The organism is Cellulomonas phragmiteti (assembly GCF_016862775.1).
Taxonomy (GTDB): Bacteria; Actinomycetota; Actinomycetes; order Actinomycetales; family Cellulomonadaceae; genus Cellulomonas; species Cellulomonas phragmiteti.
Genome location: NZ_BONP01000010.1, coordinates 17,131 through 40,914 on the forward strand (window position 1 = coordinate 17,131; position 23,784 = coordinate 40,914).

General features: G+C 74.9%; 20 protein-coding genes. 12 read left to right on the forward strand and 8 right to left on the reverse strand.

Going from position 1 to position 23,784, the window contains the following annotated elements:
- Positions 1 to 26 precede the first annotated feature (26 nt).
- Both Cph01nite_RS09940 and Cph01nite_RS09945 read right to left on the reverse strand, forming a co-directional pair.
- A complete protein-coding gene (locus Cph01nite_RS09940; protein WP_203673747.1) occupies positions 27 to 1,535 on the reverse strand; it encodes a mannitol dehydrogenase family protein in 1,509 nt (502 codons plus the stop codon).
- The gene (locus Cph01nite_RS09945) at positions 1,532 to 2,518 is read right to left on the reverse strand and encodes a LacI family DNA-binding transcriptional regulator (RefSeq protein WP_203673749.1); all 987 of its coding nucleotides are present in this window, start codon (positions 2,516 to 2,518) and stop codon (positions 1,532 to 1,534) included. The genes Cph01nite_RS09940 and Cph01nite_RS09945 overlap by 4 nt, the downstream gene beginning before the upstream one ends.
- 272 nt (positions 2,519 to 2,790) lie before the next feature.
- On the opposite strand from Cph01nite_RS09945, the gene uxaC reads away from it, so the two are divergent.
- The 5 genes from uxaC (at position 2,791) to Cph01nite_RS09970 (ending at position 8,129) form a co-directional block, all read left to right on the forward strand.
- Positions 2,791 to 4,281 (forward strand): glucuronate isomerase, encoded by a 1,491-nt coding sequence (gene uxaC / locus Cph01nite_RS09950; RefSeq protein WP_203673751.1) that lies wholly within the window; start codon positions 2,791 to 2,793, stop codon positions 4,279 to 4,281.
- Positions 4,278 to 4,934 (forward strand): bifunctional 4-hydroxy-2-oxoglutarate aldolase/2-dehydro-3-deoxy-phosphogluconate aldolase, encoded by a 657-nt coding sequence (gene eda / locus Cph01nite_RS09955; protein ID WP_203673753.1) that lies wholly within the window; start codon positions 4,278 to 4,280, stop codon positions 4,932 to 4,934. Before uxaC ends, eda begins: the two co-directional genes overlap by 4 nt.
- 126 nt (positions 4,935 to 5,060) lie before the next feature.
- Positions 5,061 to 6,164 carry a sugar kinase gene (locus Cph01nite_RS09960; RefSeq protein WP_203673754.1) on the forward strand — a complete coding sequence of 368 codons (1,104 nt, stop codon included), beginning with the start codon at positions 5,061 to 5,063 and terminating at the stop codon, positions 6,162 to 6,164.
- A 72-nt stretch (positions 6,165 to 6,236) separates the two neighbouring features.
- Positions 6,237 to 7,148 (forward strand): alpha/beta hydrolase, encoded by a 912-nt coding sequence (locus Cph01nite_RS09965; RefSeq protein WP_203673755.1) that lies wholly within the window; start codon positions 6,237 to 6,239, stop codon positions 7,146 to 7,148.
- A gap of 48 nt (positions 7,149 to 7,196) precedes the next feature.
- Positions 7,197 to 8,129 (forward strand): hypothetical protein, encoded by a 933-nt coding sequence (locus Cph01nite_RS09970; RefSeq protein WP_203673756.1) that lies wholly within the window; start codon positions 7,197 to 7,199, stop codon positions 8,127 to 8,129.
- An 18-nt stretch (positions 8,130 to 8,147) separates the two neighbouring features.
- On the opposite strand, the gene Cph01nite_RS09975 is transcribed toward Cph01nite_RS09970, so the two are convergent.
- From Cph01nite_RS09975 to Cph01nite_RS09990, 4 genes are all read right to left on the reverse strand, one after another.
- Positions 8,148 to 8,879, reverse strand: a complete 732-nt coding sequence (locus Cph01nite_RS09975) for a FadR/GntR family transcriptional regulator (protein WP_203673757.1) — start codon at positions 8,877 to 8,879, stop codon at positions 8,148 to 8,150.
- Between the two features lie 54 nt (positions 8,880 to 8,933).
- Positions 8,934 to 9,812: an amidohydrolase family protein gene (locus Cph01nite_RS09980; protein WP_203673758.1), complete on the reverse strand. Its 879-nt coding sequence runs from the start codon at positions 9,810 to 9,812 to the stop codon at positions 8,934 to 8,936.
- Positions 9,813 to 10,026: 214 nt separating this feature from the next.
- A complete protein-coding gene (locus Cph01nite_RS09985; protein WP_203673759.1) occupies positions 10,027 to 11,853 on the reverse strand; it encodes a gamma-glutamyltransferase family protein in 1,827 nt (608 codons plus the stop codon).
- 41 nt (positions 11,854 to 11,894) lie between these two features.
- Positions 11,895 to 12,356 carry a tRNA (cytidine(34)-2'-O)-methyltransferase gene (locus tag Cph01nite_RS09990; RefSeq protein ID WP_203673761.1) on the reverse strand — a complete coding sequence of 154 codons (462 nt, stop codon included), beginning with the start codon at positions 12,354 to 12,356 and terminating at the stop codon, positions 11,895 to 11,897.
- A gap of 50 nt (positions 12,357 to 12,406) precedes the next feature.
- On the opposite strand from Cph01nite_RS09990, the gene Cph01nite_RS09995 reads away from it, so the two are divergent.
- Entirely contained in the window at positions 12,407 to 14,893 is a 2,487-nt protein-coding gene (locus Cph01nite_RS09995; RefSeq protein ID WP_203673763.1) for a glycoside hydrolase family 95 protein, read from the forward strand.
- Between the two features lie 27 nt (positions 14,894 to 14,920).
- Here Cph01nite_RS09995 and Cph01nite_RS10000 read toward each other — a convergent pair whose 3' ends face one another.
- Entirely contained in the window at positions 14,921 to 15,406 is a 486-nt protein-coding gene (locus Cph01nite_RS10000) for a DUF1269 domain-containing protein (protein ID WP_203673765.1), read from the reverse strand.
- A 195-nt stretch (positions 15,407 to 15,601) separates the two neighbouring features.
- Here Cph01nite_RS10000 and Cph01nite_RS10005 point away from each other — a divergent pair, with 195 nt between their 5' ends.
- A complete protein-coding gene (locus Cph01nite_RS10005) occupies positions 15,602 to 16,129 on the forward strand; it encodes a hypothetical protein (RefSeq protein WP_239069175.1) in 528 nt (175 codons plus the stop codon).
- Here Cph01nite_RS10005 and Cph01nite_RS10010 read toward each other — a convergent pair.
- Positions 16,126 to 17,160 carry a LacI family DNA-binding transcriptional regulator gene (locus Cph01nite_RS10010; protein ID WP_203673767.1) on the reverse strand — a complete coding sequence of 345 codons (1,035 nt, stop codon included), beginning with the start codon at positions 17,158 to 17,160 and terminating at the stop codon, positions 16,126 to 16,128. The two genes, Cph01nite_RS10005 and Cph01nite_RS10010, sit on opposite strands and share 4 nt — an antisense overlap.
- A 390-nt stretch (positions 17,161 to 17,550) precedes the next feature.
- Here Cph01nite_RS10010 and Cph01nite_RS10015 point away from each other — a divergent pair, with 390 nt between their 5' ends.
- The 5 genes from Cph01nite_RS10015 to Cph01nite_RS10035 all read left to right on the forward strand — a co-directional run bounded on the left by Cph01nite_RS10015 (position 17,551) and on the right by Cph01nite_RS10035 (position 23,600).
- Positions 17,551 to 18,597, forward strand: a complete 1,047-nt coding sequence (locus Cph01nite_RS10015; RefSeq protein ID WP_373307559.1) for an ABC transporter permease — start codon at positions 17,551 to 17,553, stop codon at positions 18,595 to 18,597.
- 32 nt (positions 18,598 to 18,629) lie between these two features.
- Positions 18,630 to 19,529 (forward strand): carbohydrate ABC transporter permease, encoded by a 900-nt coding sequence (locus Cph01nite_RS10020; RefSeq protein WP_203673953.1) that lies wholly within the window; start codon positions 18,630 to 18,632, stop codon positions 19,527 to 19,529.
- Positions 19,530 to 19,611: 82 nt separating this feature from the next.
- Positions 19,612 to 21,267 (forward strand): ABC transporter substrate-binding protein, encoded by a 1,656-nt coding sequence (locus tag Cph01nite_RS10025; RefSeq protein ID WP_203673769.1) that lies wholly within the window; start codon positions 19,612 to 19,614, stop codon positions 21,265 to 21,267.
- 102 nt (positions 21,268 to 21,369) lie between these two features.
- Complete coding sequence (locus Cph01nite_RS10030; protein ID WP_203673771.1) at positions 21,370 to 22,914, forward strand: GH39 family glycosyl hydrolase; 1,545 nt, start codon at positions 21,370 to 21,372, stop codon at positions 22,912 to 22,914.
- A complete protein-coding gene (locus Cph01nite_RS10035; protein WP_239069177.1) occupies positions 22,911 to 23,600 on the forward strand; it encodes a glycosyl transferase in 690 nt (229 codons plus the stop codon). The genes Cph01nite_RS10030 and Cph01nite_RS10035 overlap by 4 nt, the downstream gene beginning before the upstream one ends.
- The last annotated feature ends 184 nt before the right edge of the window (positions 23,601 to 23,784 follow it).

Genomic DNA, 23,784 nt, shown 5'->3' on the forward strand with positions numbered 1-23,784 from the left:
GTGGTGCGTCACCCCGGCCCCGGGCGTCAGCGTGCGGCGGGCTCCGGGGCCAGGTCGCGCAGCGCGGAGGCCACCTCGTCCCGGAACCCCGTCGACGACGCGACGGGCTCCGGGACGACGTCACGCATCGCGAACAGCCGGTCGACCGCGTCGGCGCCGGCGACCGCCTCCGCCAGGCGGTCGGCCAGCGGGTCGTCCAGCGCCACGGTGCGCCCGGCCACGACCAGCTCGCCCGCGGCCGCCGCCCGCACGTACGCGACCCACCCCGCCAGCGCGCGCGCCGCCGCGAGCGGCACCACACCGGCCGCGAGCCGGTCCGCGACCGTGCCCAGCAGCCGCACGGGCAGCTTCTGCGACCCGTCCGCCGCGACCTGCACGGTCGTGTGCCCGGTGCGCGGGTTGGCGAAGCGGTGGAGCACCTCGTCGCGGTACGCGGGAAGCTCCATGCCGTCCGGCGCCACGAGCGTGGGCAGCACGTCCTCGTCGACGAGCGCACGGGCCAGCGCCTCGAGGTCCGGGTCGGCGACGGCCTGCGCGATCGTCGCGTACCCGCGCAGCGCGCCGTGGTACGCCAGCGTCGAGTGCGTCGCGTTGAGCACGCGCAGCTTGGCGCGCTCGAACGGCGCGACGTCGTCGGTGAACGTCGCGCCCGCGCGCTCCCACGCCGGCCGCGGGCCGGCGAAGGAGTCCTCGACCACCCACTGGAGGAACGGCTCGCCGACGACCAGCCCGTCGTCGTGCAGGCCCAGCAGCGCGGCAGCCTCGGCGCGGTGCGCGTCGGTCGTGGCGGGCACGATGCGGTCGACCATCGTCGACGGGAACCGCACGCACGCCGCGACCCAGGCCGCGACGCCGTCGGACCCCGGCACCGCCGCGAGGGCGTCCTGCACGAGGCCGGCCAGCACCGCGCCGTTGTCGGTGAGGTTGTCGCAGCACACGACCGTCAGCGGCTCGCGCGACGTCCGGTGCCGGCGCACGAGCCCGCGCACGAGCATGCCGATGGGCGTGCGGGCGGCGGTGCCGTCGTCGCGGGTGAGCTCGGTGGTCGCGGCGCCGAGGTCGGCCGCCACGTCCGCGGCGGTGGTGTCGAGCCCGCCGCCGGGGGTGCGGCGGTACCCCTTCTCGGTCACGGTGAGGGTCACGACGTGCGTGGTGGGCGCGGCGAGCACGTCGAGCACGCGCGCGGTGTCGCGCCCGGGGAACGCGACGTCCCGCACCGAGCCGACGACGCGCAGCGACGAGGCCTCCGCGCCCGTCGTCAGCACGCCGTACAGGCCGTCCTGCGGCCCCAGCTGCTCGACCACGCGCGGGCTGCGCTGCGTCACGCCGAGCAGCCCCCACCCGGTGTCGCCGGCCGCCGCGGCGGCGTCCTCGGTGCACACGGCCTGGTGGGCGCGGTGGAAGGCGCCGATGCCGAGGTGCACCTGCCCGATCGTCAGGGCGGCCGGGTCGACCGCGGGCCCGCGGACCTCGGCGGGCAGACCGCGCGCGGCACGCTGCGCCCACGTGGCGGCGGACAGGCGGGGCAGGGTCATCGTGGCTCCGAGGTCTCGGGGGGCGGCGCGGTGGTGCCGCGCACCACGAGCTCGACGGGCAGGACGCTGTGGGGGACCTCGCCGCCCCGGGGGGCCAGGAGGAGGTCGACGGCGGTGCGCCCGAGCCGTGCCAGCGGCATCGCGACCGTCGTCAGCGACGGCGTCACGAGCGTGGCGACGGGGGCGTCGTCGAAGCCGACGACGGACAGGTCCGCGGGCACCCGGACGCCGCGCGTGCGCAGCCGGTCGAGCATCCCGAGCGCCATGAGGTCGTTGTGGGTGAGCACGGCGGTCGCGCCGCTGGCGACGGCGAGGTCCGCGGCCCCGACCCCGCCCGCGAACACGGGGGCGTGGGCGCCCAGGTCGACGACCTCGACGTCGAGGTCGAGGGCAGCCAGGCCGTCACGGCGCCGCGCGTCGGACCACGAGCCGCTCGGCCCGCCGGCGTACGCGACGCGCCGGTGCCCGAGCGCGTGCAGGTGCCGCACGGCCTGCCGCACCCCGTCGCGGTTGTCGACGACGACCGACGGCAGCCCGGCGCCCTCACGGTTGACCAGCAGCACGGGGCGCCCGTCGGCGGCCACGGCCGCGAGGTCGTCGCCGGACATGCGGGGCGAGCACAGCAGGACGCCGTCGGCCTGCCCGCCGAGCTGCGCGACGAGCTCCGCCTCGAGCACCGGGTCCTCCTCGGCGTCGGCGACGACGACCGCGTGCCCGGTGGCGCGGGCGCGGGCCTGCACGGCCTTGGCGACGGCCGAGAAGAACGGGTTGCCGAGGTCCGGCACGACGAGGCAGAGGTGGCCGCTGCGGCCGGTGATGAGCTCGCGCGCCGCGCGGTTGGGCCGGTAGCCGAGCTCGCGCGCCACGCGCCGGACGAGCTCGCGGCGCTCGGGGGCGACGAGGTCGGGTGCGGACAGGGCGCGCGACGCGGTGGCGGCGGACACGCCGGCGGCACGGGCGACGTCGCGCAGCGTGACGGCCATCGGTGCTCCTCGCCTCGGGGTGCCGGCGCGGTGGCGTCGGTGCCGGCCCGCCGCCCGGTCGGGAGTCCGACGAGCCCGTCGCGAGCATGCGATGAAAGCGATTTCAGCACGCTGCCGGCGTGCGGCGCAAGCGTCCCCGGGCGGCCTTGCATCCCTGCGGCCCGGGTGGCAGGGTCGCCCTGCAAACGTATTCACCGTGGTGGGCGACGTCGGTCGTCCGCACTGCGGGGGCGCACCGCAGCGCCGCCGCGGCCCGGCGCTGGAGGACTCCCATGCCCGACCCCGCAGCCGCTGCTCCCCGCTGGGCGCTGCACCCCGACCGTGCCCTGCCCGCCGACCCCGTGACGCGCCCGGTCGCCCGGCAGATCCTCGAGGCGACGCGGGACCTGCCGATCGTGTCGATGCACGGCCACGTCGACGCGGGCCTGCTCGCCCGCGACGAGCCCTTCGGCGACCCGGCCTCGCTGCTCGTCGTCCCCGACCACTACCTGGTCCGGATGCTCGTCTCGCAGGGCGTCCCGCACGACGCGCTCGGCGTCCCGCGGCGCGACGGGGGCGCGGTGGAGAGCGACCCGCGCGCCATCTGGCGGACGTTCGCGGCGCACTGGCACCTGTTCCGCGGGACGCCGACCCGCTTCTGGATGGAGCACGTGCTCGTCGAGGTGTTCGGCGTGACGCAGCGGCTGTCCGCGGCCACCGCGGACGCGGCGTACGACACGATCGCCGCGCGCCTGGCCGAGCCGGGCTTCCGCCCCCTCGCGCTGCTGGACCGCTTCGGCATCGAGATCATCGCCACGACGGACCCGGCGTCGGCCGACCTGGCCGACCACGCGGACCTGGCCGGGCGGGGCTGGGGCGAGCGCGTCGTGCCCACGTTCCGGCCCGACGCCGTGCTCCACGTCGACCGCCCCGGGTGGGCGCGGGACGTGGCGCTCCTGGGCGAGCGCGCCGGTGTGGAGATCGGCTCCTACCGGGACTTCGTGCAGGCCCTGGAGGCGCGCCGGTGGGCGTTCGTCACGGCCGGTGCCCGCGCGACGGACCACGGCCACGTGCTCGCCGACACCACGCCGCTGAGCGAGGCCGACGCGACCGCCGTCTTCGCCGCGGCGCTGCGCGGCGACGTCGAGCCCGCCGCGGCCCGCGCGTTCTCGGCGCACATGCTGTTCGAGATGGCGCGCATGTCCACGCAGGACGGCCTGGTCATGCAGCTGCACCCGGGCGCGCTGCGCGACCACGACCCGCACGTGGCGGCCTCGCGGGGGCACGACGTGGGCTACGACATCCCCGTCGTGACCGAGTACGTGCACGCGCTGCGCCCGCTCCTGGCGGCGTTCGGTCACCACCCCGGCCTGCGGCTGGTGCTGTTCACGCTCGACGAGGACACCTTCAGCCGTGAGCTCGCGCCGCTGGCCGGCGTCTACCCCGCCGTGCGCCTGGGCGCGCCGTGGTGGTTCCTCGACACCCCGGACGGCATGCGGCGCTTCCGCGAGGCGGTGACCGACACCGCGGGGTTCGCGAACACCACGGGGTTCGTCGACGACACGCGGGCGTTCTTCTCGATCCCGGCGCGGCACGAGCTGTCGCGACGGGTCGACGCGGGCTTCCTCGCGCGCCTCGTGGTCGAGCACCGGCTGGACCTCGACGAGGCGCTCGAGACGGCCGTCGACCTGGCCTACGGGCTGCCCCGCCGCGCGTACGCCCGGCCGGACGCCCGCGCCGCGCAGCAGGCGCCCGCCCCCGTCCGCCAGGAGGTCCGGCCGTGACCGACCACCCCACCGGCGCGACGAGCGTGCTCGACCGGCTCGCCGCCCACCGGCTCGTGCCCGTCGTGGTCATCGACGACGCCCAGGACGCCGACGCGCTCGGTGCCGCGCTCGTCGCGGGCGGGCTGCCCGTCGCCGAGGTCACGTTCCGCACCCCCGCTGCGGCCGACGCGATCCGCGTCCTGCGCGCCCGCGGGGACGTCCTGGTGGGCGCCGGCACCGTGCTGACGGCCGCGCAGGTCGACCAGGCCGTCGCGGCCGGCGCCGACTACGTCGTCTCGCCGGGCACCTCGCGCGCCGTCGTGGAGCGCTGCGCCGAGCACGGCGTCCTCGCGCTGCCCGGTGCGGTCACCGCGACCGAGGTGCAGGCCGCCCTCGAGCTCGGCGTCACGACCGTCAAGTTCTTCCCCGCCGGGGCGTCGGGCGGGGCGGCGGCCGTCGCCGCGCTCGCGGCCCCGTTCGGTGGCGTGCGCTTCGTCCCGACGGGTGGGATCGGTCCGGCGGACCTCGCCGACTACCTCGCCCTGCCGGCGGTCGCCGCCGTCGGGGGGTCGTGGATGGTCCCGCGCGACCTGGTGCGCGCGGGCGGCACCGCGGCGGTACGCACCCTCGTCGCCGACGCCGTCACCCTCGCCACGTCCCTGCGCCCCTGACACCCCCCGCAGCCCAGGCCCGCCCCCTAGGCCCCCGCCCCCTAGGCCCCCGCCCCCTAGGCCCCCGGGCCCGCCACCCCCGCAGCCCGTGAGAGTGCGATCCAGCCCCGTCCCGAGGAGCCCGCGATGCCCGACCTGGTGATCCGCCCCGCCACCGAGTGCCGCTACGACGCGGTCGCCCTCGGCGAGGTCATGCTGCGGCTCGACCCGGGGGAGGGACGCATCCGCACCGCCCGGCAGTTCCGCGCGTGGGAGGGCGGCGGCGAGTACAACGTCGCCCGCGGCCTGCGACGCGCCTTCGGGCTGCGGGCCGCGATCGTCACCGCGCTGGCCGACAACGAGATCGGCCTGCTCGTCGAGGACCTCATGCTGCAGGGCGGGCTCGACACGTCGTTCGTGCGCTGGGTGCCGTACGACGGCATCGGGCGCGAGGTCCGCAACGGCCTGAACTTCACCGAGCGCGGCTTCGGGGTGCGCGGGGCGATCGGGGTGTCCGACCGCGGGCACACCGCCGCGTCGCAGCTCGCGCCCGGCGACGTCGACTGGGAGCACCTGTTCGGCGAGCTGGGCGTGCGGTGGTTCCACACGGGCGGCATCTTCGCCGCGCTCTCGGACACCGCCGCCGCGACCGTGCTCGAGGCCGTCACCGTCGCCCGCCGGCACGGCGCCGTCGTCTCGTACGACCTCAACTACCGGCCCTCCCTCTGGAAGGCGACCGGCGGGCAGGCGCGCGCGCAGGAGGTCAACCGGGCGATCGCCCCGCACGTCGACGTCATGATCGGCAACGAGGAGGACTTCACGGCCTCGCTGGGCTTCGAGGTCGAGGGCGTCGACGAGCACCTCACCGACCTCGAGGTCGGCACGTTCGCCGCCATGATCGAGCGCGTCGCCGCCGCCTACCCGAACTTCCAGGTCATCGCGACGACGATGCGCACGGTCCGCTCCGCGTCGGTCAACGACTGGGGCGCCCTCGCGTGGTCCCGCGCGTCCGGCCTGGTCCAGGCCACCCACCGCCCCGGCCTGGAGATCCTCGACCGCGTCGGCGGCGGCGACTCGTTCGCGTCCGGCCTCGCCTACGGCCTGCTCGACGGGCAGCCGCTGGCCACCGCGGTCGAGTACGGGGCCGCGCACGGCGCGCTGGCCATGACGACCCCCGGCGACACGACCACCGCCACGCGTGCCGAGGTCCTGCGGCTCGCCGGCGGGGGAGGCGCCCGCGTCGACCGCTGACGCCGGGTGCGCCGGCCCGGCGGGCATGTCGTCCCACGGCTCCGGCGGCAGCGTGTGCAAGCATCGGCGACCATGCCGATCCACCCGCTGCTCGCCGACCTGCTGCCGACCGTGACGGACTGGGACTCGTGGGCCGCCGGGCTCGCACCGCTGACCGCCGGGTACCGGCTCCCGGACGTCCACGTCGAGGACCTCGCCGTCGACGGCCCGCACGGACCCGTCGCCGTCCGGCTGTACCGTCCGGCGCGCCGGCCGGAGTCGGGGGCGGGGCTGGTGTGGGCCCACGGCGGCGGGTTCGCCTACGGCGACCTCGACATGGCGGAGGCGCACGTGGTGTCCGCGGAGCTCGCGGCCCGGCACGGGATCGTCGTGGCGTCCGTCGGGTACCGCCTGGCGACGCCCGGCGCGGGCTACCCGATCCCGCTCGACGACGTGCACGCGGCGTGGACGTGGTGCGTCGACGCCGCCCCGTCCCTCGGGCTGGACCGCATCGGCATCGGCGGGGCGTCCGCGGGGGCCGCCCTCACCGGCGGCGTGGCCGTCCGGGTCCGGGACCGGGGCACGCGCGCCCCCGACGCCCTGCTGCTGGCCTACCCCGGCATGCACTTCCCGTCGCCCGCGCTGCCCGACGAGCAGGTCGACGACCTGCGGCGCCTGCCGCGCGGCATCCGGTTCCTGCCGGACGCGATGCTGTCCCTGACGCGCACGTACCTGGGCCGCCTGTCCGGGTTCCCCGCCGAGGCGATGGCGGGCAACGGCGACGTCGCAGGGCTGCCTCCGACGTCCGTGGTGCTCAGCGAGGTCGACGACCTGCGGCCCTCGGGGGAGGTGTTCGTGCTGCAGCTGCAGGACGCGGGCGTCCCCACGCGGGTGATGGTCGCGGCCGGCATGCTGCACGGCCACCTCGACATCCCGCCCGTCCCGGCGCTGCCGGCGGTCGGGGAGTCGATCGACTTCCTCGCGGCGGCGCTCGTCGACGGCTGACGGGCAGGGGGCCTCCCGCCGGCGGGTGGCGGCGTGCGACCCTCGGGCATGGCAGCAGCAGGGCTCGGGTACGGGCGCAGGGCCGCCGGGCGCCGGGCGATCGCGCTGGTCACGGCCGTGCTCGTGCTGGCGGGCTGCGGCGACGGCGGCGCCGGGCCCGTGCCGCCGGCCGTGATGACGCCGGGCCCGCTGCCGTCGTCCGTCGTGCTCGAGGTCGAGGTGGCCCAGGCGCGCACCGACCGCGTGGCGCGGGTCGTCGAGCTCCAGGTGCGCAACACCGGCCCCGTGGACGTGACCGTGACCCGGGCGCGCCTGACCAGCGACGTCGTCGCCGGGGTGTCCGCGGCGGGGCGGGAGGTCCCGGCCGGGCGCATGCGGCGGCTGCGCGTGCCGCTGGGGGCGGCGGTGTGCGCGGGCGGGACGGACGTGGACCCGCGGGCCCGCGTCGAGCTCGACGTGTCGACGGCGGACGGGGCCGGCGGCACCGTGGTCGTCACCCCGACCGACGAGACCGACGACCTGCGGCGCATCCACGGCGAGGACTGCGCCGCCGCCGCGGTCGGTGCCGGCCTGCGGGTCGCGCTCGCGGACGACCTGGCCGTGCGGGAGGTCGACGGGGTGCCCGTCGCGGACGTGACGCTGGTCCTCGAGGCCGTGCCCGGCGGGCCGCACGTGCGGCTGGTGTCGGTGCGGGCCACGACGCTGCTGCGGCCGTGGGGCGGCACCGGCCAGTGGGCCGTCGACGTGGGCTCGGCCGCGCTGCCGCCGGACGGCCGGCTCGTGCTGCCGACCGTGCCCGCGCGGTGCGACCTGCACGCGATCGCGGAGGACAAGCGCGGCACGGTGCTGGGCGTGCAGGCCGTGGTCGACGGCGCCGAGCAGCCGCTGTTCCACGTCGCGGCGTCCGACGCGCTGCGCGGCGCGCTGCACGCGTACGTCCTGGCGGCGTGCGGTCTGCCGGACGACGCGCGGACGGGCTGACGTCCCGGCGGGCGGTGCTCAGCGGGCGGGCGCGGTCTCGGCGAGGTTGCGGCGGCGCGGGCTGGGGCCGTCGGTGCTGGTGGTCGCCAGGAGGTCCTCGACGCCGACCATGTGCATGGCCATCCGCAGCCGCGCGCGGTCGGGGTCGCGTGCGGTGATCGCCGCGAGGATCGCGTCGTGCTCCTCGAAGGTGCGGTCGCCCGCGAGCTCGCGCATGTCGTCCCACACGCGGCGGCGCGCGTGCTTGCCGGCGAGCGCGTCGAGCAGCGCCGCGAGCACCGCGTTGCCCGAGGCGTCCGCGACCGCGCGGTGGAACGCGAGGTCGGCGGCGGCGAGGCGCGCCGGGTCGGTGCGGGGCTCGACGAGCGCCCGGGCCATGTCGTCCAGGGCGGCGCGGGCGCGCGCGACGTGTCCGTCGGCCAGGTGCAGGGCCGCGAGCCCGGCGGCCTCGGTCTCCAGCGTCGCGCGCACGGCGTGCAGCGAGGAGTGGTCGCCGGGCAGGTCCGCGAGGAACGCGACGGGGGTGAGCAGCGTCGAGGGGTCCAGGTCCGTCACGTACGTGCCGTCGCCGTGCCGGGCCTCGAGGATGCCGAGGACGACGAGGGCGCGCACGCCCTCGCGCAGGGAGCCGCGCGAGACGCCGAGCTCGGACGCCAGCTCCTTCTCGGCCGGCAGCCGGTCGCCCGGGCGCAGCCCGCCGTCGAGGATGAGGCGCTGGACGTCCTCGACGACGTCCTGGGTGCGTGACACGTGCTCGTCTCCGTCGTCGTCCGCGGCTGCGGTCGGGCTGGGGCGTGGCGGGTGTCAGCGCTCGGGGACGAGCGGCGGGATGCCGTAGGTCTCGACCGCGGTGCGCCCCATGACGCGGGCGACGGCGACCTCGTCCAGGCCGTCCAGGGTCGCGCGCAGCCCGCCCCAGACCTCGTGCCAGGACCCGTGCGCGTCGAGGGACGTCGGCCAGTCGCTGCCGGCCATCAGGCGGTCGGGGCCGAAGGTCGCCAGCGCGTGGTCGACGGCAGGGCGCACGTCGTCCACGGTCCAGCCGGGACCGGCGGCGCGTCCGAGGCCCGCGAGCTTCGCGACGACGTTGGGGGCCTCGGCGGCCGCGTCGAGCGCGTCGGTCCACGCCCGCCAGGTGGTGGTGTCGCCGGCGCGCAGCGCGGCGAGCGGCGGGGAGCCGAGGTGGTCGACGACGACCGTCAGCTTGGGGTGCCGGTCCGCGACGGTCGCGACGTGCCGGAGCAGCTCGGGGGTCGTGGCGGGCAGGTCGAGCACCAGGCGGCGCTCGGTGAGCAGCGTGAGGCCCTCGTCGACGCCGTCGCGGAGCAGCCACCGGGAGTCGGTCTCGCGGTCGACGTGGTGGCTCACGCCGACGATCGGCTCGACGCGCCAGTGGTCGAGCTGGACCGCGGCCTCGTCCGGGGTGTCCAGCGGCACCCAGGCCACCACGCCGAGCACGTGGGGCGAGCACAGCGCCTGGAAGAGCAGGTGCTCGCTGTCCGCGCGGTTGTCGGCGGACTGGACGAGCACCACGCCGTCCACGTGGTGCTCGTCCAGTGCGCCGCCGACGTCACGGACTCGGTAGGTGCGGTGCAGGAGGGAGGGGTCCTGCGACATCCACGGGTAATGGACCGACTCCGGGTCCCACACCTGCAGATGCGCATCCACGACGTCGTAGGGCATGTGACCGAAGGTAGCGGTGATCCGATGTCTGAATCGTCCTGGCGGTCATTCCCTCATAGAACCCTCATGAAGACGCCCGTGACAGAACCAGACATCGGATGTCTGTTTCGTCCAGATGTCCTGCGTTCACCGGAGAGTCACGGTCGCGCGGGCCCGCTGTGACCCCGCAGGTCACAGCGGGTACACCCGGGGGTCACAGGATGTCAGGGGTCAGTCATCGCCCGACGGCGTACCCCTGCTGCCCCCGCGCGTTGGCCGCCGCGCACAACCACCCGTTCGGCCCAACGCCGGCGGCGCTCAACCGGCCGAGGGCCCAGGGGCCGGCGTCCACGACGGCGTGACCGCGACCCGCGAGCGCCGCCAGCACGGCCGGCCCCAGCCGCGACTCGGCCACCAGGCCGCGCGGCGTGTGCGTGCGCGGGTGGAACGACTGGTGCACGTGCGACGTGTGCCACGCCGGCGCGTCGATCGCCGCCTGCAGGTCGAGCCCGCCGACGAGGTGGCGCAGCAGGAACGGCACCGTCCACTGGTCCTGCTGGTCGCCGCCCGGCGTGCCGAACGCGAACCCGTGCCCGGCCCCCAGCACCAGGCCGGGGCTCAGCGTCGTCCGGGGCCGGCGGCCCGGGACCAGGCTCGCGGGCAGCCCGTCCTGCACCCAGCACATCTGCGCGCGCGTCGGCAGCGCGAACCCCAGCCCGGGGACCACCGGGCTGGACTGCAGCCACCCGCCCGACGGCGTCGCGGACACCTGGTTGCCCCAGCGGTCCACCACGTCGACGTGGCACGTGTCGCCCGGGCTCAGGCCGATCGGGGACACGGTCGGCTCACCCAGCCCCGCGCCCGGGGCGCCGCGTCCCGCGTCGCCGTGTCCCGCGTCGGCGGCCGCCCGTGCCGCGACCAGCGCCCGGGCGAGCCGCGGCGCCCGTCCCTGCGGCGCGCCCGGGCGGAACCCGTCGTCGGCGACGTCCCCGACCAGACGCGCCCTCTCGGCCGCGTACCCGACCGACAGCAGCGCGTCGAGCGGCACGTCCCCGCTGTCGCCGTACCAGGCGTCGCGGTCCGCGAACGCGAGCTTGGCGACCTCGACGACGACGTGGACGAGCTCCGCGGCCGCCGCGTCGTGGTCCGCGGCGTCGCGCACGAGGTCCTCGACGCCCAGCTGCTCCAGCAGCCGCAGCTGCTGCAGCAGCACCGGGCCCTGCCCCCACGCCCCCGTCTTGTGCACCTCGACGCCCGCGAACGGCACCGCCACGGTCGGCTCCTCCGTGGCCCGCCACGCGGCGAGGTCGTCCCCGCGCAGGAACCCGGTGTGCGCGCGGCCCGTCGCGTCGAGCACGGGCGTCCCGGCGACGAACGTGTCGACGGCCTGCGCCACGAACCCCTCGTAGAACGCGCGCCGCGCCCCCTCGAGCTGCGCCTCCCGGTCCGGCCCCGCGGCCGACGCCGCGGCCAGCAGGCGCTCGAACGTGCGCGCGAGGTCCGGGTTGCGGAACCGGTCGCCCGCCGCGGGGACCGCGCCGCCGGGCAGGTACACCTGCGCGCTCGTCGGCCAGTGCGCGCGGAACATGTCCGCCACCGTCGCGATCGTGCGCGCGGCCGCCGGCGCCAGGGGGTGGCCGTCGCGCGCGTACCCGAGCGCGGGGCCGAGCACGTCGGCCAGCGGCAGCGTGCCGTACCGCGCCAGCAGGTCCAGCCACGCGCCGAACGCCCCGGGGACGACCGCGGCCAGGTGCCCGGTGCCCGGGACCTCGTCGACGCCGAGGTCGCGGAACGCGTCCGTCGTCGCCAGCGCCGGGACCACGCCCTGCCCGCAGACGACGAACGTGCGCCCGTCCGCGGCGCGGTGCCCGATGACCGGGGCGTCGCCGCCGGGCCCGTTGAGGTGCGGCTCGACGACCGACAGCGTGAACCCGGCCGCCGCGGCCGCGTCGAACGCGTTCCCGCCGGCCTCGAGCGTGCGCATGCCGACCGCGCTCGCGAGCCAGTGCGTCGAGGCGACCATGCCGAACGTGCCGGTGAGCACCGGCCGGGTGGTGAACATGAGCCGATGCTCCCAGCGCGCGGCCCCGGCGTCCTGGCGGCTCAGACCCCGCCGGGGAACCCGAGCGCGTGCCACGCCTCGTACGTCGCGACCGACGCGGCGTTCGACAGGTTCATCGACCGGCGCCCGGGCAGCATCGGGATCCGCAGCCGGTCGCTCACGCGCGGGTGCGCCACGACCTCGGGCGGCAGGCCGGTGGGCTCGGGGCCGAACAGCAGGACGTCGTCGTCGCGCCAGTCCACGTCGGTGTACCAGCGGGTGGCCTGCGTCGTGAACGCGAGGACGCGCGAGGTGGGCAGCGCGCCCAGCAGTGCCTCGAGGTGGGGGTGCACGACCACGTGCGCGAGGTCGTGGTAGTCCAGGCCGGCGCGACGCAGCCGCGCCTCGGACATCTCGAACCCGAGGGGCTCGACGAGGTGCAGGGTCGCGCCGGTGCCCGCGCACATGCGGATGGCGGCGCCGGTGTTGCCGGGGATCCGCGGTTCGAAGAAGGCGACGTGCACCGGACGATCCTGCCACCGCGCCCGGCCGGCGGTGTGGTGGGGTAGGGGTCGTGGTGGACGACGACGTGGACCGGACCGGTGGCGACGGGGCGCACGGGCGCGACCCGGAGCCCGGCGCACCGCTGCTGCTGCGCCTCGACGAGCCGGCGCGCACCTGGACCGACGCGTTCCCGGTGGGCAACGGGCGGCTGGGCGCGATGGTGCACGGTGGGACCGCGCACGAGCGGCTGCAGGTCAACGACGACACCTGCTGGTCGGGCGCGCCGCTCACGGGCCCGGTCGAGCCCGTCGGGCCGCTCGGGGACGACGGTGCCCCGGGCGTCGTGCGGCGCGCGCGGGCGCTGCTGGCCGCCGACGACCCGCTCGCGGCCGAGGCCGAGCTCGCCCGCCTGCAGAGCGGCTGGGTCCAGGCCTACCAGCCGCTCGTCGACGTGCTCGTCGAGCAGCCCGGGGCCGCCGGGGACGCGGGCTACCGCCGCACCCTCGACCTGGGCCGGGGCGTCGCCACGACGACGTGGCGGTCCGCCGGCGGTGCCGGGTGGCGCCAGGACGTGCTGGTGAGCCACCCGGACCAGGCGCTGCTGCTCGAGCGGACGCTCGACGCCCGTGAACCTGACGGTGACGGCGGCGAGGCGTGGGTGCGGCTCACCTCGCCCCACCCGTGGGCCGCGCCACCGGCGCGCGCGGGTGCGCCCGGCGACGGCCCGGCGGTCGTGGTCGCGACGCTCGACCTGCCGTCCCACGTGCTGCCCGACTGGGTCGCCGACCCGGAGCCCGTGCGCTACGGGGGTCGTGCGGTGCATGCGGCCGTCGCGCTCGCGGTGCTCGCGGACGGTGCCGGGGCGTCCGTGCAGGTCGTCGACGGCGCGGTCCGCGTCCGGGGCGCGCGGCGGCTGCGCGTCGTCCTGACGTCCGCGACCGACCACGACGTCGCCGCCGGTGCGCTGCACGGCGACCGGGACCGCGTCGTCGCCGACGCGCTCGCCGGCTGCCGGCGCGCGGTCGCCGGGGTCGACGGCCTGGCCGCCCGGCACGTCGCCGACCACGCGGCGCTCCTGGGGCGCGTCGACCTCGACCTCGGTGCGCCCGCCCCGGACCTGCCGCTCGACGCCCGCCTGGTCCGCCACGCCGCGGGCGAGCCGGACCCGCACCTGGCCGTCCTGGCGTTCCAGCACGGCCGCTACCTGACGGTCGCGGGCTCGCGTCCCGGCACGCTGCCGCTGAACCTGCAGGGCATCTGGAACGACCGGGTGCGGCCACCGTGGAGCTCCAACTACACGATCAACATCAACACCGAGATGAACTACTGGCCCACGCTCGTCGGCGACCTCGCGGAGTGCCACGAGCCGCTGCTGGGGTGGCTCGACCGGCTCGCGGTGGCCGGCGGGAGCACCGCGCGCACGCTCTACGGCGTGCGCGGCTGGGTCGCCCACCACAACAGCGACCCCTGGTGCTTCACGGGGCCCACGGGCCGCGGCCACGACTCCGCGAGCTGGTCGAGCTGGCCGCTGGGCGGCGCGTGGCTGGCCCGGCACGTCGTGGACCACCACGACTGGACCGGGGACGTCGACGCGCTGCGCCGGCACTGGCCCGTGGTGCGCGGCGCGGCCCTGGCGGTGCTCGACCTGCTCGTCGAGCTGCCCGACGGCAGCCTCGGGACGTCGCCCGCCACCAGCCCGGAGAACCTCTACCTGCTGCCCGACGGGCGACCCGCGTCGGTCGCGGTGTCGACGACGTCCGACCTCGCGATCGTCCGCGACCTGCTGGAGCACGTGCGCCGCCTCGCCCCGGCGGCGGGGGACCACGACGAGCACCTGCGCGCCGCCGTCGACGGCGCGCTCGAGCGCCTGCCGACCGAGCGGGTCGCGCCCGACGGGCGCCTCGCGGAGTGGCGCACGGACGTGCCCGACGCCGAGCCGGAGCACCGCCACCAGTCGCACCTCTACCGGGTGTTCCCCGGCACGTCGATCGACCCCGACACCTCCCCGGCGCTCGCGGCCGCGGCCGCCCGCACGCTGGACGCGCGCGGCCCCGACTCCACGGGGTGGTCGCTCGCGTGGCGCCTCGCGCTGCGTGCCCGCCTGCGGGACCCCGAGGGCGTCGACGCGCTGGTCAGGGCGTTCCTGCACCCCGTCGACGCGGGTCCCGCCGAGCCCGGCCCGCAGCGCGGCGGGGTGTACCGCTCGCTGCTGTGCGCGCACCCGCCGTTCCAGATCGACGGGAACCTGGGCTTCACGGCCGGGGTCGCCGAGGCGCTCGTGCAGGCGCACCACCGCGGTCCGGACGGCGTGCGCGAGGTGCACCTGCTGCCCGCGCTGCCCACCGCGTGGCCCGCGGGGCGCGTGCGGGGGCTGCGCCTGCGCGGCGGCCTGCGACTGGCGGACCTGGTGTGGCGCGACGGGCGCGTCGTGCGCGCGGTCCTGGAGTCGGACCGCCCGGTCGTCGTCGACGTCCGGGAGCGCGGGGCCGACGCGCGGCGTCAGGTGGCCGTGCGCCCGGGGTGCCCGGGTCTCGTCGAGCCGGTGCCGCGCGGCTGAGCGGTGCGCCGGCAGCCGGCCCCGGTCTCAGGACCCGCCGAGCTCGCTGGCGAGCTCCTCCTCCTCGGCCTGCGACAGCGACGTCTGCAGGACCTCGCCGCCGTGGGGCGCGAGCGCGGCGAAGAACTTGTCCTCCGTGAGCTTGCTGGCCATGATCACCAGCGCCGCGCGGCCGGGGGTGAGCAGCCCGGTCACCCGCTCGCGGAAGGCGCTGTCGATGCCCGACTGCCCGAGCCTGCCCGTGAGGGCGCCGAGCACCCCTCCGAGGACCAGCCCCACGCCGGGGACGAGGAACAGCAGGCCGAAGATCGCGCCCCACAGCGCGCCGGACGCGGCAGACGCGCCGACGATCCGCGCGGGGGTCTCGACGTGCTGCTTGCCGTCGTCGTCCACCGAGACCAGGGCCAGGCCCGTGAGCTGGACGACGAAGTCCCGCTGCGCGGACTGCACCTCCTCGTACGCGGCCCTGGCCGTGTCGTGGTCGGCGTACCCGATGATGATCAGCTCGGACACGGGGTGCTCCTGTCGTGGGGCCGCACCGGTCGCGGGCCGTGCACGGCGTGCTGCGGGTGACGGCGGGTCGATCCGAATCTAGCCCCGGACGCGGGCGCGGGCGCCTCCCGGGGACTGCCCCTTCGGGCAGGTGCCGCGGGGGGCTGCGGGCGCCCCCGGCGCGGCGTGGGCGACCATGATGGACAGGGTGTGCGGGTGCCCGTGGTCGTGGACGGCGACGTGGTCCGGGCGCGCCGGTGCACGGCGGCGCCGGGCCCGGCTCTCGGCCGGTCCCGCGTGACGGCGACGGGGGCCGGCGTGGTGACGACCGGGCACGAGCCGCCGCCGCGCCCGGTCGTGGCGGCGGCCGTCGTCGACGTCCTCGTCTACGTGGTGGTGCTCAACCTGGTCGTCGAGCACCTGCCGCAGGTGCTCAGCGAGAGCTTCACCCTGACGCTGCTGACCGCCGTGCTGCTCAAGGTCGTGCTCGAGGTGGTGGTCGTCGCGAAGGATCGTGCCAAGCGACGGTTCCGGCAGGCCGACGGTCCGGCGGGCAGGGTCGTCGGTGCGCTGCTGCTGTGGCTCGTGCTGGTCGGGAGCAAGTTCGTCGTGCTGGAGGCCGTCGACCTGGTCGTCGGCCCCCGGGTCAGCCTCGGGGGCTTCTTCTCGGTGACGCTGCTCGTCGTCGTGCTGCTGCTGGCCCGCACCGGGGTGCGGCGCCTGGTGGCGGCCCGCGCGGGCTAGACGGTCCCGGCCGGTGCCGGCGCCGTCGACTCGCGGACGACCAGCTCGGTCGCGAGGTCGATCCGCAGGTTGGGGGGCTGCTGGCCGGCGGCGAGGCTGAGCACCATCTCCGTGGCGGTGCCCGCCATCTCCCGCAGCGGCTGCCGCACGGTCGTCAGGGACGGGCCCAGCCACTGCGCGAGCGGGATGTCGTCGTACCCGACGACCGAGACGTCCTCGGGGATCGACAGGCCGAGCTCGCGCACCGCGCGCATGACTCCCAGGCTCTGGTAGTCCGAGCCGGCGAAGATGGCGGTGGGACGGTCCGGGCGCGACAGCAGCTCCAGCCCGTGGTTGTACCCGCCGTCGACGTGGAAGTCGCCCCAGCGCACGAGCGACGGGTCGGGGCGGATCCCCGCCTCCTCCAGCGCGCTGCGGTAGCCGTCGACGCGGGCGCGGGAGCACAGCACGTCGGCCGGGCCGGCGATGACGGCGATGCGCCGGTGCCCCAGCGACAGCAGGTGCCGGGTGGCGATGAGGCCGCCGTTCCAGTTGTTGGACCCGACCGTGGGCACCCCGGCGGGCGGCTCGCCCCACGTGTCGACGACGACGAACGGGATGGACCGCGACTCGAGCTGGTGCCGCTGCGTCGCGTCCAGGCTCGACAGCACCAGCAGGACGCCGAGCGGCCGGCGGGCGAGGATGTCGTCGATGAGCTCCTGCTGGGGGCGGTGGGCGCCCCCGAGCTCGGACAGGACGACGCCGACGCGGTGTGCCGCGGCGGCGTCCTCGACGCCCTTGATGACCTCCTGGGCCCACGCGTTGTCGATGTGGTGGAACACCAGGTCGATGAGGTTCGGGTCGCCCGAGCCGCGCCCGCGACGGCGGCGGTAGCTGTGCTCCTCGAGGATCGCCTCGACCCGTGCGCGCGTGCCCGCGGCGACGTCGGCCCGGCCGTTCAGCACCTTCGAGACGGTGGGGACCGAGACGCCGGCGAGCGCCGCGATCTCGGCGATCGTCACCGTCCGCGGGCTGTCGGGGGGCGTGGCCACGGGGCCTCCTCTGACCGGGGCCCGCCGCGCGGCCGGGGTGCCCGGCAGCGCGCCCGGGACGGGCTCGCAAGTTTCGACACCGACGGTAGCACCCGCGCCCCCGTCTGCTCGCCCGCCCGGTCGGACAGGTGTCCGGGAGGCGCGTCGGACGGTCGTCCGGTCTCGGTTCGGTCACGCGGGTTGACTCACCGCAAACGTTTGCCTAACGTGGCGGCCGTCACCTCGACGGAACGGACCGTCGACACATATCGGCCACGAGGGCGTGGAGATCGATGCAGGCGCAGCAGCAGGACGTGCACCCGGTGCCACCCGGTCCGCCGCCGCACGGCCACGACCGTCACCACCTGAGCACCGCCGGGGTGCTCCTCAGCTCCGAAGGGTGGTGACCGGATGTCCACGGACGGTGTGACCGTCGGCGGGGGCGCGCCCCAGGCCGCGCTCGCCCACGACCCCGTGCCTGCCGTCGCCGCACGCGGCGCCGTCGACGCGCCGCAGGGTCCGGGAGGTCGAGCGGCCCGCAAGCGCCGCGACGGCCACATGACGTGGCGGCGTGCGCTGCGTCGCGACTGGCAGCTGTACTCCCTGCTGGTCCTGCCGCTGCTGTTCTTCGCGGTCTTCCGCTACGTGCCGATGGCGGGGAACGTCATCGCGTTCCGCCGCTTCCGCCCCGGCGGGTCGATCTTCGGCGAGGAGTGGGTCGGTCTGCACTACGTGCGGATGTTCATCAACGACCCGACGTTCTGGAACGTCTTCCAGAACACGCTGGTGCTCGGCATCCTGAGCCTGGTCATCATCTTCCCGCTGCCCATCGTGCTCGCGCTCATGCTCAACGAGCTGCGCTCGCAGCGCTTCAAGCGGATCATCCAGACGATCTCGTACCTGCCGCACTTCATGTCCATCGTCATCGTTGCGGGCCTGGTCTTCCAGCTCACCGCGATGCGCGGCACGGTGAACCAGATCATCACGGCGGTCGGCGGGGCGCCGATCGGGTTCATGCAGCTGCCGGAGTGGTTCCGCACCGTCTACATCTCCTCGGAGATCTGGCAGACCGTCGGCTGGGGCACGATCCTCTACCTGGCCGCGCTGTCGACCATCGACCCGCAGCTGTACGAGGCCGCGCGTATCGACGGCGCCAACCGCTGGCGCCAGACCTGGCACGTGACCCTGCCGGGCATCCGGCCGACCATGGTCGTCCTGCTGATCCTCAACATCGGGTCCTTCATGGCGGTCGGGTTCGAGAAGATCCTGCTCCTGTACAACCCCCTGCTGTACCCGACCGCGGACGTCATCGCGACGTACCTGTACCGCGTCGGCATCGGGTCCAGCCAGTTCTCCTACGCGACGGCCATCGGCCTGTTCGAGGCGATCATCGGCCTGACCCTCGTCCTGTCCGCCAACGCGATCTCGCGCCGAGTGGTCGGAGCCTCCCTGTGGTGACCGCCGAGAACGTCACGCACCTCGACGAGCAGCTGTCGAAGCCGACCGTCCACGCCACCCGCACCGTCAAGGACACCCCCGGCTACCGGGTGTTCCGCGTGGTCAACGCGACGCTGCTGGTGATCATCGCGGGCGTGACGCTGTACCCCTTCGTCAACCTCGTGGCGCAGGCCTTCAGCTCCGAGGCGTTCATCAACGCCGGCCAGGTCAACCTGTGGCCCAAGGGCTTCAACGTCACGACGTTCAACCTGGTCATGGGCGACTCGATGTTCTGGCGCAACTATCAGAACACGGTCTACTACACGGTCGTGGCGACGCTCGTCGCGATGGTGCTGACGACGACCTTCGCCTACGCGATCTCCAAGTACCACCTCAAGGGACGCAAGGTCTTCATCGGCATCGCCGTGTTCACGATGTTCTTCAACGGCGGCCTCATCCCCAACTACGTGCTCGTCAACGAGCTCGGGCTGCGCAACTCGGTGTGGGCGATCGCGCTGCCCAACGCCATCAGCGTGTTCAACCTGCTCGTCATGAAGTCGTTCTTCGAGAACTTCTCCACCGAGCTCGAGGAGGCCGCGGAGATCGACGGCCTGAGCACGTACGGCAAGCTCTGGCGCATCGTGCTCCCGCTGAGCAAGGCCGTCATCGCGACGATGGTGCTCTTCTACTCGGTCTCGTTCTGGAACTCGTGGTTCGCCGCGTTCCTCTACATGGACCACCGCGAGCTGTACCCGGTGACCGTCTACCTGCGGAACCTCATCGCGGGTGCCACCAGCGTCGACGGGGCCGCCGGCTCGGCCGAGGCGACGCAGATCGCGGCCAACGTGAAGGCGGTGACGATGCTGCTCACCGTCCTGCCCATCGTGTGCCTCTACCCGTTCGTGCAGAGGTACTTCGTGTCGGGCGTGATGCTCGGCTCGGTCAAGCAGTGACGCCCCAGCCCCCGCGGCCCCTCGTGGACGGCGGTGCACCTCCCCGGATGCAGGACGACGACGTTCGACCAGAAGGAGAATCATGAGGACCACGAAGAGGCGGCCCCTCGCGACCGCCGTGACCGCCGCGAGCCTTGCGCTGGCCCTGGCGGCCTGCTCGGGCGGTTCCAGCGACGGGGGCGACGCCCCGGAGGCCGGCGAGCTGGGCCAGGTCGGTGCCATGGAGGACTACGGCGTCGGCACGACGTTCGTGGCGACCGAGCCCGTGAGCTTCGGCCTGATGTACCGCGACCACCCGAACTACCCGATCAAGGACGACTGGGACATCCTCACCAAGCTCGAGGAGAACCAGAAGGTCACCTTCGACATCCAGACGGCACCGCTGTCCGACTGGCAGCAGGCGCAGTCGATCGCGATCGGCGCGGGCAACGCCCCGGACATCATCTCCGTGACGTACCCCGGTCAGGAGTCGGCCTTCGTCGCCGGCGGGGCGATCCTGCCCGTCAGCGACTACGTCGAGCACATGCCGAACTTCCTCGACAAGGTCGAGAGGTGGGGCCTCGAGGCCGACATCGACCGCATGCGCCAGGAGGACGGAAAGTACTACCTCCTGCCGGGTCTGCGGGAGTCGGTGCGGCCGTCGTACTCGTACGCCGTGCGCAAGGACATCTGGGAGCAGCTCGGCCTGAGCCTCGAGCCGGAGACGTTCGAGGACTTCGCCGCGGACCTGGCGACGGTCAAGGCGGCCTACCCCGACCTCTACCCGCTGTCCGACCGCTGGTCGGCCAACGGCCCGCTCGAGGCCTCGCTCAACGTGGCCGCGTCCAACTTCGGCACCGCCGCCGGGTGGGGCTACGGCGAGGGCACCTGGTGGGACGAGGACGCCGAGGAGTTCGTGTACACCGGCGCCATGGACGAGTACCGCGAGCTGCTCGAGTACTACCACGGGCTCGTCGCGGACGGCCTCATGGACCCGGAGAGCCTCACGCAGGACGACGACCAGGCCCAGCAGAAGCTCGCCTCGGGCCAGACGTTCGCCCAGCTCACCAACGACCAGGAGATCCTCAAGGTCCGCACGGCGATGACCGAGGTCGGCACGGACGGTGAGGTCGTCATGATCCGGGTGCCCGCCGGCCCCGCGGGCGACATCCTCGCCGGCTCGCGTCTCGTCAGCGGCCTCATGCTCGCGTCGTCGGCCGCCGAGGAGGACGACTTCCTGGCGATGCTGCAGTTCATCGACTGGCTGTACTACTCCGACGAGGGCCTCGAGTTCGCCAAGTGGGGCGTCGAGGGTGAGACCTTCACGCGGGACGGCGACACGCGCGTCCTCGCCGACGACATCGACCAGAACGGCCTGAACCCGGGTGCGCCCAAGGCCCTCAACGTCGACTACGGCTACCACAACGGCGTGTGGATGCTCGAGCACGGCTCGTCCGACGAGCTCGACCGCTCGATGCTGCGCCCCGAGGTCGTGGAGTTCGTCGAGTCGATGAGCGACAAGGAGCTCGCCCCGGTCGCGCCCCCGGCGCCGCTGGACGAGCTCGAGCGCGAGCAGGTCTCGCTGTGGCAGACGGCCCTGCGGGACCACGTCTACCAGAACACGGCGGCGTTCATCCTGGGCCAGCGCCCGCTGTCCGAGTGGGACGCCTACGTGTCCGAGCTCGAGGGCAAGAACATGCAGCAGTACCTCGACGTCGTGAACGGCGCGCAGCAGCGCTACGCCGAGGCCAACGGCTGACAGGATCAGGCCCGGCCCCACGTCGTCCGTCGGCGAGGTGGCCGGGCCTTCCCGTTCCCGGGCGCGCACCGTCGCCCGTCCGTCCGTCCATCAGGAGCCGCAGTGCGTACCGTCGTCCCCACCCAGCCCACCGGACCGCTGCCCGACGCCTGGCGCGCGTGCGTCGGCACCGGCCGCATGAACCTGGCGCTGCGCGCCGACTACCGCGACTCGCTCGCGCAGGTGCAGCGCGACATCGGGTTCCGGCACATCCGCGGGCACGGGCTGCTGTCGGACGACATGGGGCTGCTGCGCACCGACGAGGTCGACGGTCGCACGCACACGCGGTACTCGTTCACGTACGTCGACCAGGTGCACGACTTCTTCCTCGACGTGGGCATCCGGCCGTTCATCGAGCTGGGCTTCATGCCCTCGCAGCTCGCGTCGGGCGACCAGACCGTGTTCTGGTGGAAGGGCAACGTCACCCCGCCCCGCGACCACGGCGAGTGGGTCGCGCTGGTGCAGGCGCTCCTGCGGCACCAGATCGACCGGTACGGCATCGACGAGGTGCGGCGCTGGCCCATCGAGGTGTGGAACGAGCCCAACCTCGCGGGGTTCTGGAAGGACGCCGACCAGCCCGCGTACTTCCGCCTGTTCGAGGAGACGGCCCGCGCGATCAAGGACGTCGACGCCGAGCTGCAGGTCGGCGGGCCCGCGATCTGCGGGGGGTCCGACGACGAGTGGTGGGCGCCGTTCTCGGACTTCGTGACCAGCCGCGACGTGCCGATCGACTTCGTCACCCGGCACGCGTACTCTTCCGGGCCCGTGCAGCAGATCCCGTTCGGCACGTACCAGACCCAGATGCCGCCGCAGGACCTGCTCGAGCAGTTCGACGCGCCGCGCCGGTACCTGGCCGGCACGCGCCTGGCCGGCCTGCCCGTGCACATCACGGAGTTCAACACCTCCTACCGCCCCGACAACCCGGTCCACGACACGGCGTACAACGCCGCGTTCCTGGCCCCGGTGCTCGCCGGTGGCGGCGACGTCGTCGACTCGTTCTCCTACTGGACGTTCTGCGACGTCTTCGAGGAGGCGAACGTCCCGACCTCCTTCTTCCACGGCGGGTTCGGCATGCTGACCCACCGGCAGGTCGCCAAGCCGACCTACCACCTCTACGCGTTCATGGCCCGGATGGGCCGTGACGTGCTCGCCCGCGGCGAGGACCACCTGGTGTGCGCCGACCCCGACGGTCGGGTCACGGTGCTGGCGTGGCAGCCGGTCGGGGGCACCGACGGGGGCGACGCTGACGGGCACCGGGTCGAGCTGTCGCTGCCCGTGCGCGGCGACGCCGCGTTCGTGCTGCGCGAGCGCGTCAACGAGCACGACGGCAACGCGTTCGCCGCGTGGCGCGAGCTCGGGCGGCCCATGTCGCCGACGTCGCGCGAGCTGGACCTGCTGCGCGCGTGCGCGCGGCCGGCGGTGCAGCACGACGTGCTGCGCGCCGCCGACGGCCGCGTCGACCTCGACCTGGACCTGGGGAGGCACGAGGTGACGTTCGTCGAGATCACGCCCGTGACGCCGACGCACCACGAGGGCCTCGACGACCGGCGGATCCTCGGCGCGCAGGACGACCGGCTCGTGGCGCGGCACGAGCGCGGGAGGGCGTGACGGTGTCCCGCCCCGGTGACCTGGACGAGGTGGGGGACGGCCCGCTGTCCCGCGGCGCCACGCTGGTGCAGTGGGTCATGGTGATCTGCGGCTTCACGGTGCTGACCGGGGGCCTGCCGCTCATCCTCGTGCCGTTCCTCAGCGACGACGCCTCCAACCTGTGGCTGACGGCGCTGCTGGCCCTGCCGATGGGTCCCGCGCTGGCGGCCGCGATGTTCGCGTGGCGGCGCTACGTCGCGGAGCCCGACCTGCAGGCCGTGAGCCACTTCTGGCGCGGGTACCGGCTCAACGCGTTCGACGTGCTGCGCTGGTGGACGCCGATGGTGCTGGCGCTCGCCGTCATCGGGTTCTCGCTCGCGTACCTCGACGCGGCGGCCGTCCCCTCGGGGTACGGCGTCGTGCTCGTCGTCATCGCGGTGGCCATCATGCTGTGGGCGGTGGTCGCGCTCGCGCTGTCCTCGCGCCTGAGCCTGCGCACGCGTGACGTGGCGCGCCTCGCCACGTACTACCTGGCTGCGAAGCCGCTGGTCACGCTCGGGGCGTTCTCGTTGCTGGTGCTCAGCGCCGGGATCGTGCTGGTGGTGTCCGACTGGGCGCTGGTCCTGGCGTCCGGCCTGCTCGCCTTCGCCGTCGTCACGACCACCCAGCCCGTGGTGGACGACGCGACCGCGCGCTTCACCGCCTGACCCGCCGCGACCAGCGCGAGGTCGTCGGGGCACGGGACCTTCGTCGCACCTTCATCCGGCGGTGGTGTTGACACGGTTTCGACGCGCTGCTTAATGTGTGCACGTTCACACAATCTCGACGGCGAGATCGCGTGGCGCAGTGTGTGCACGTGCACACACACGGCGCGACGGCTCCCGGCGAACC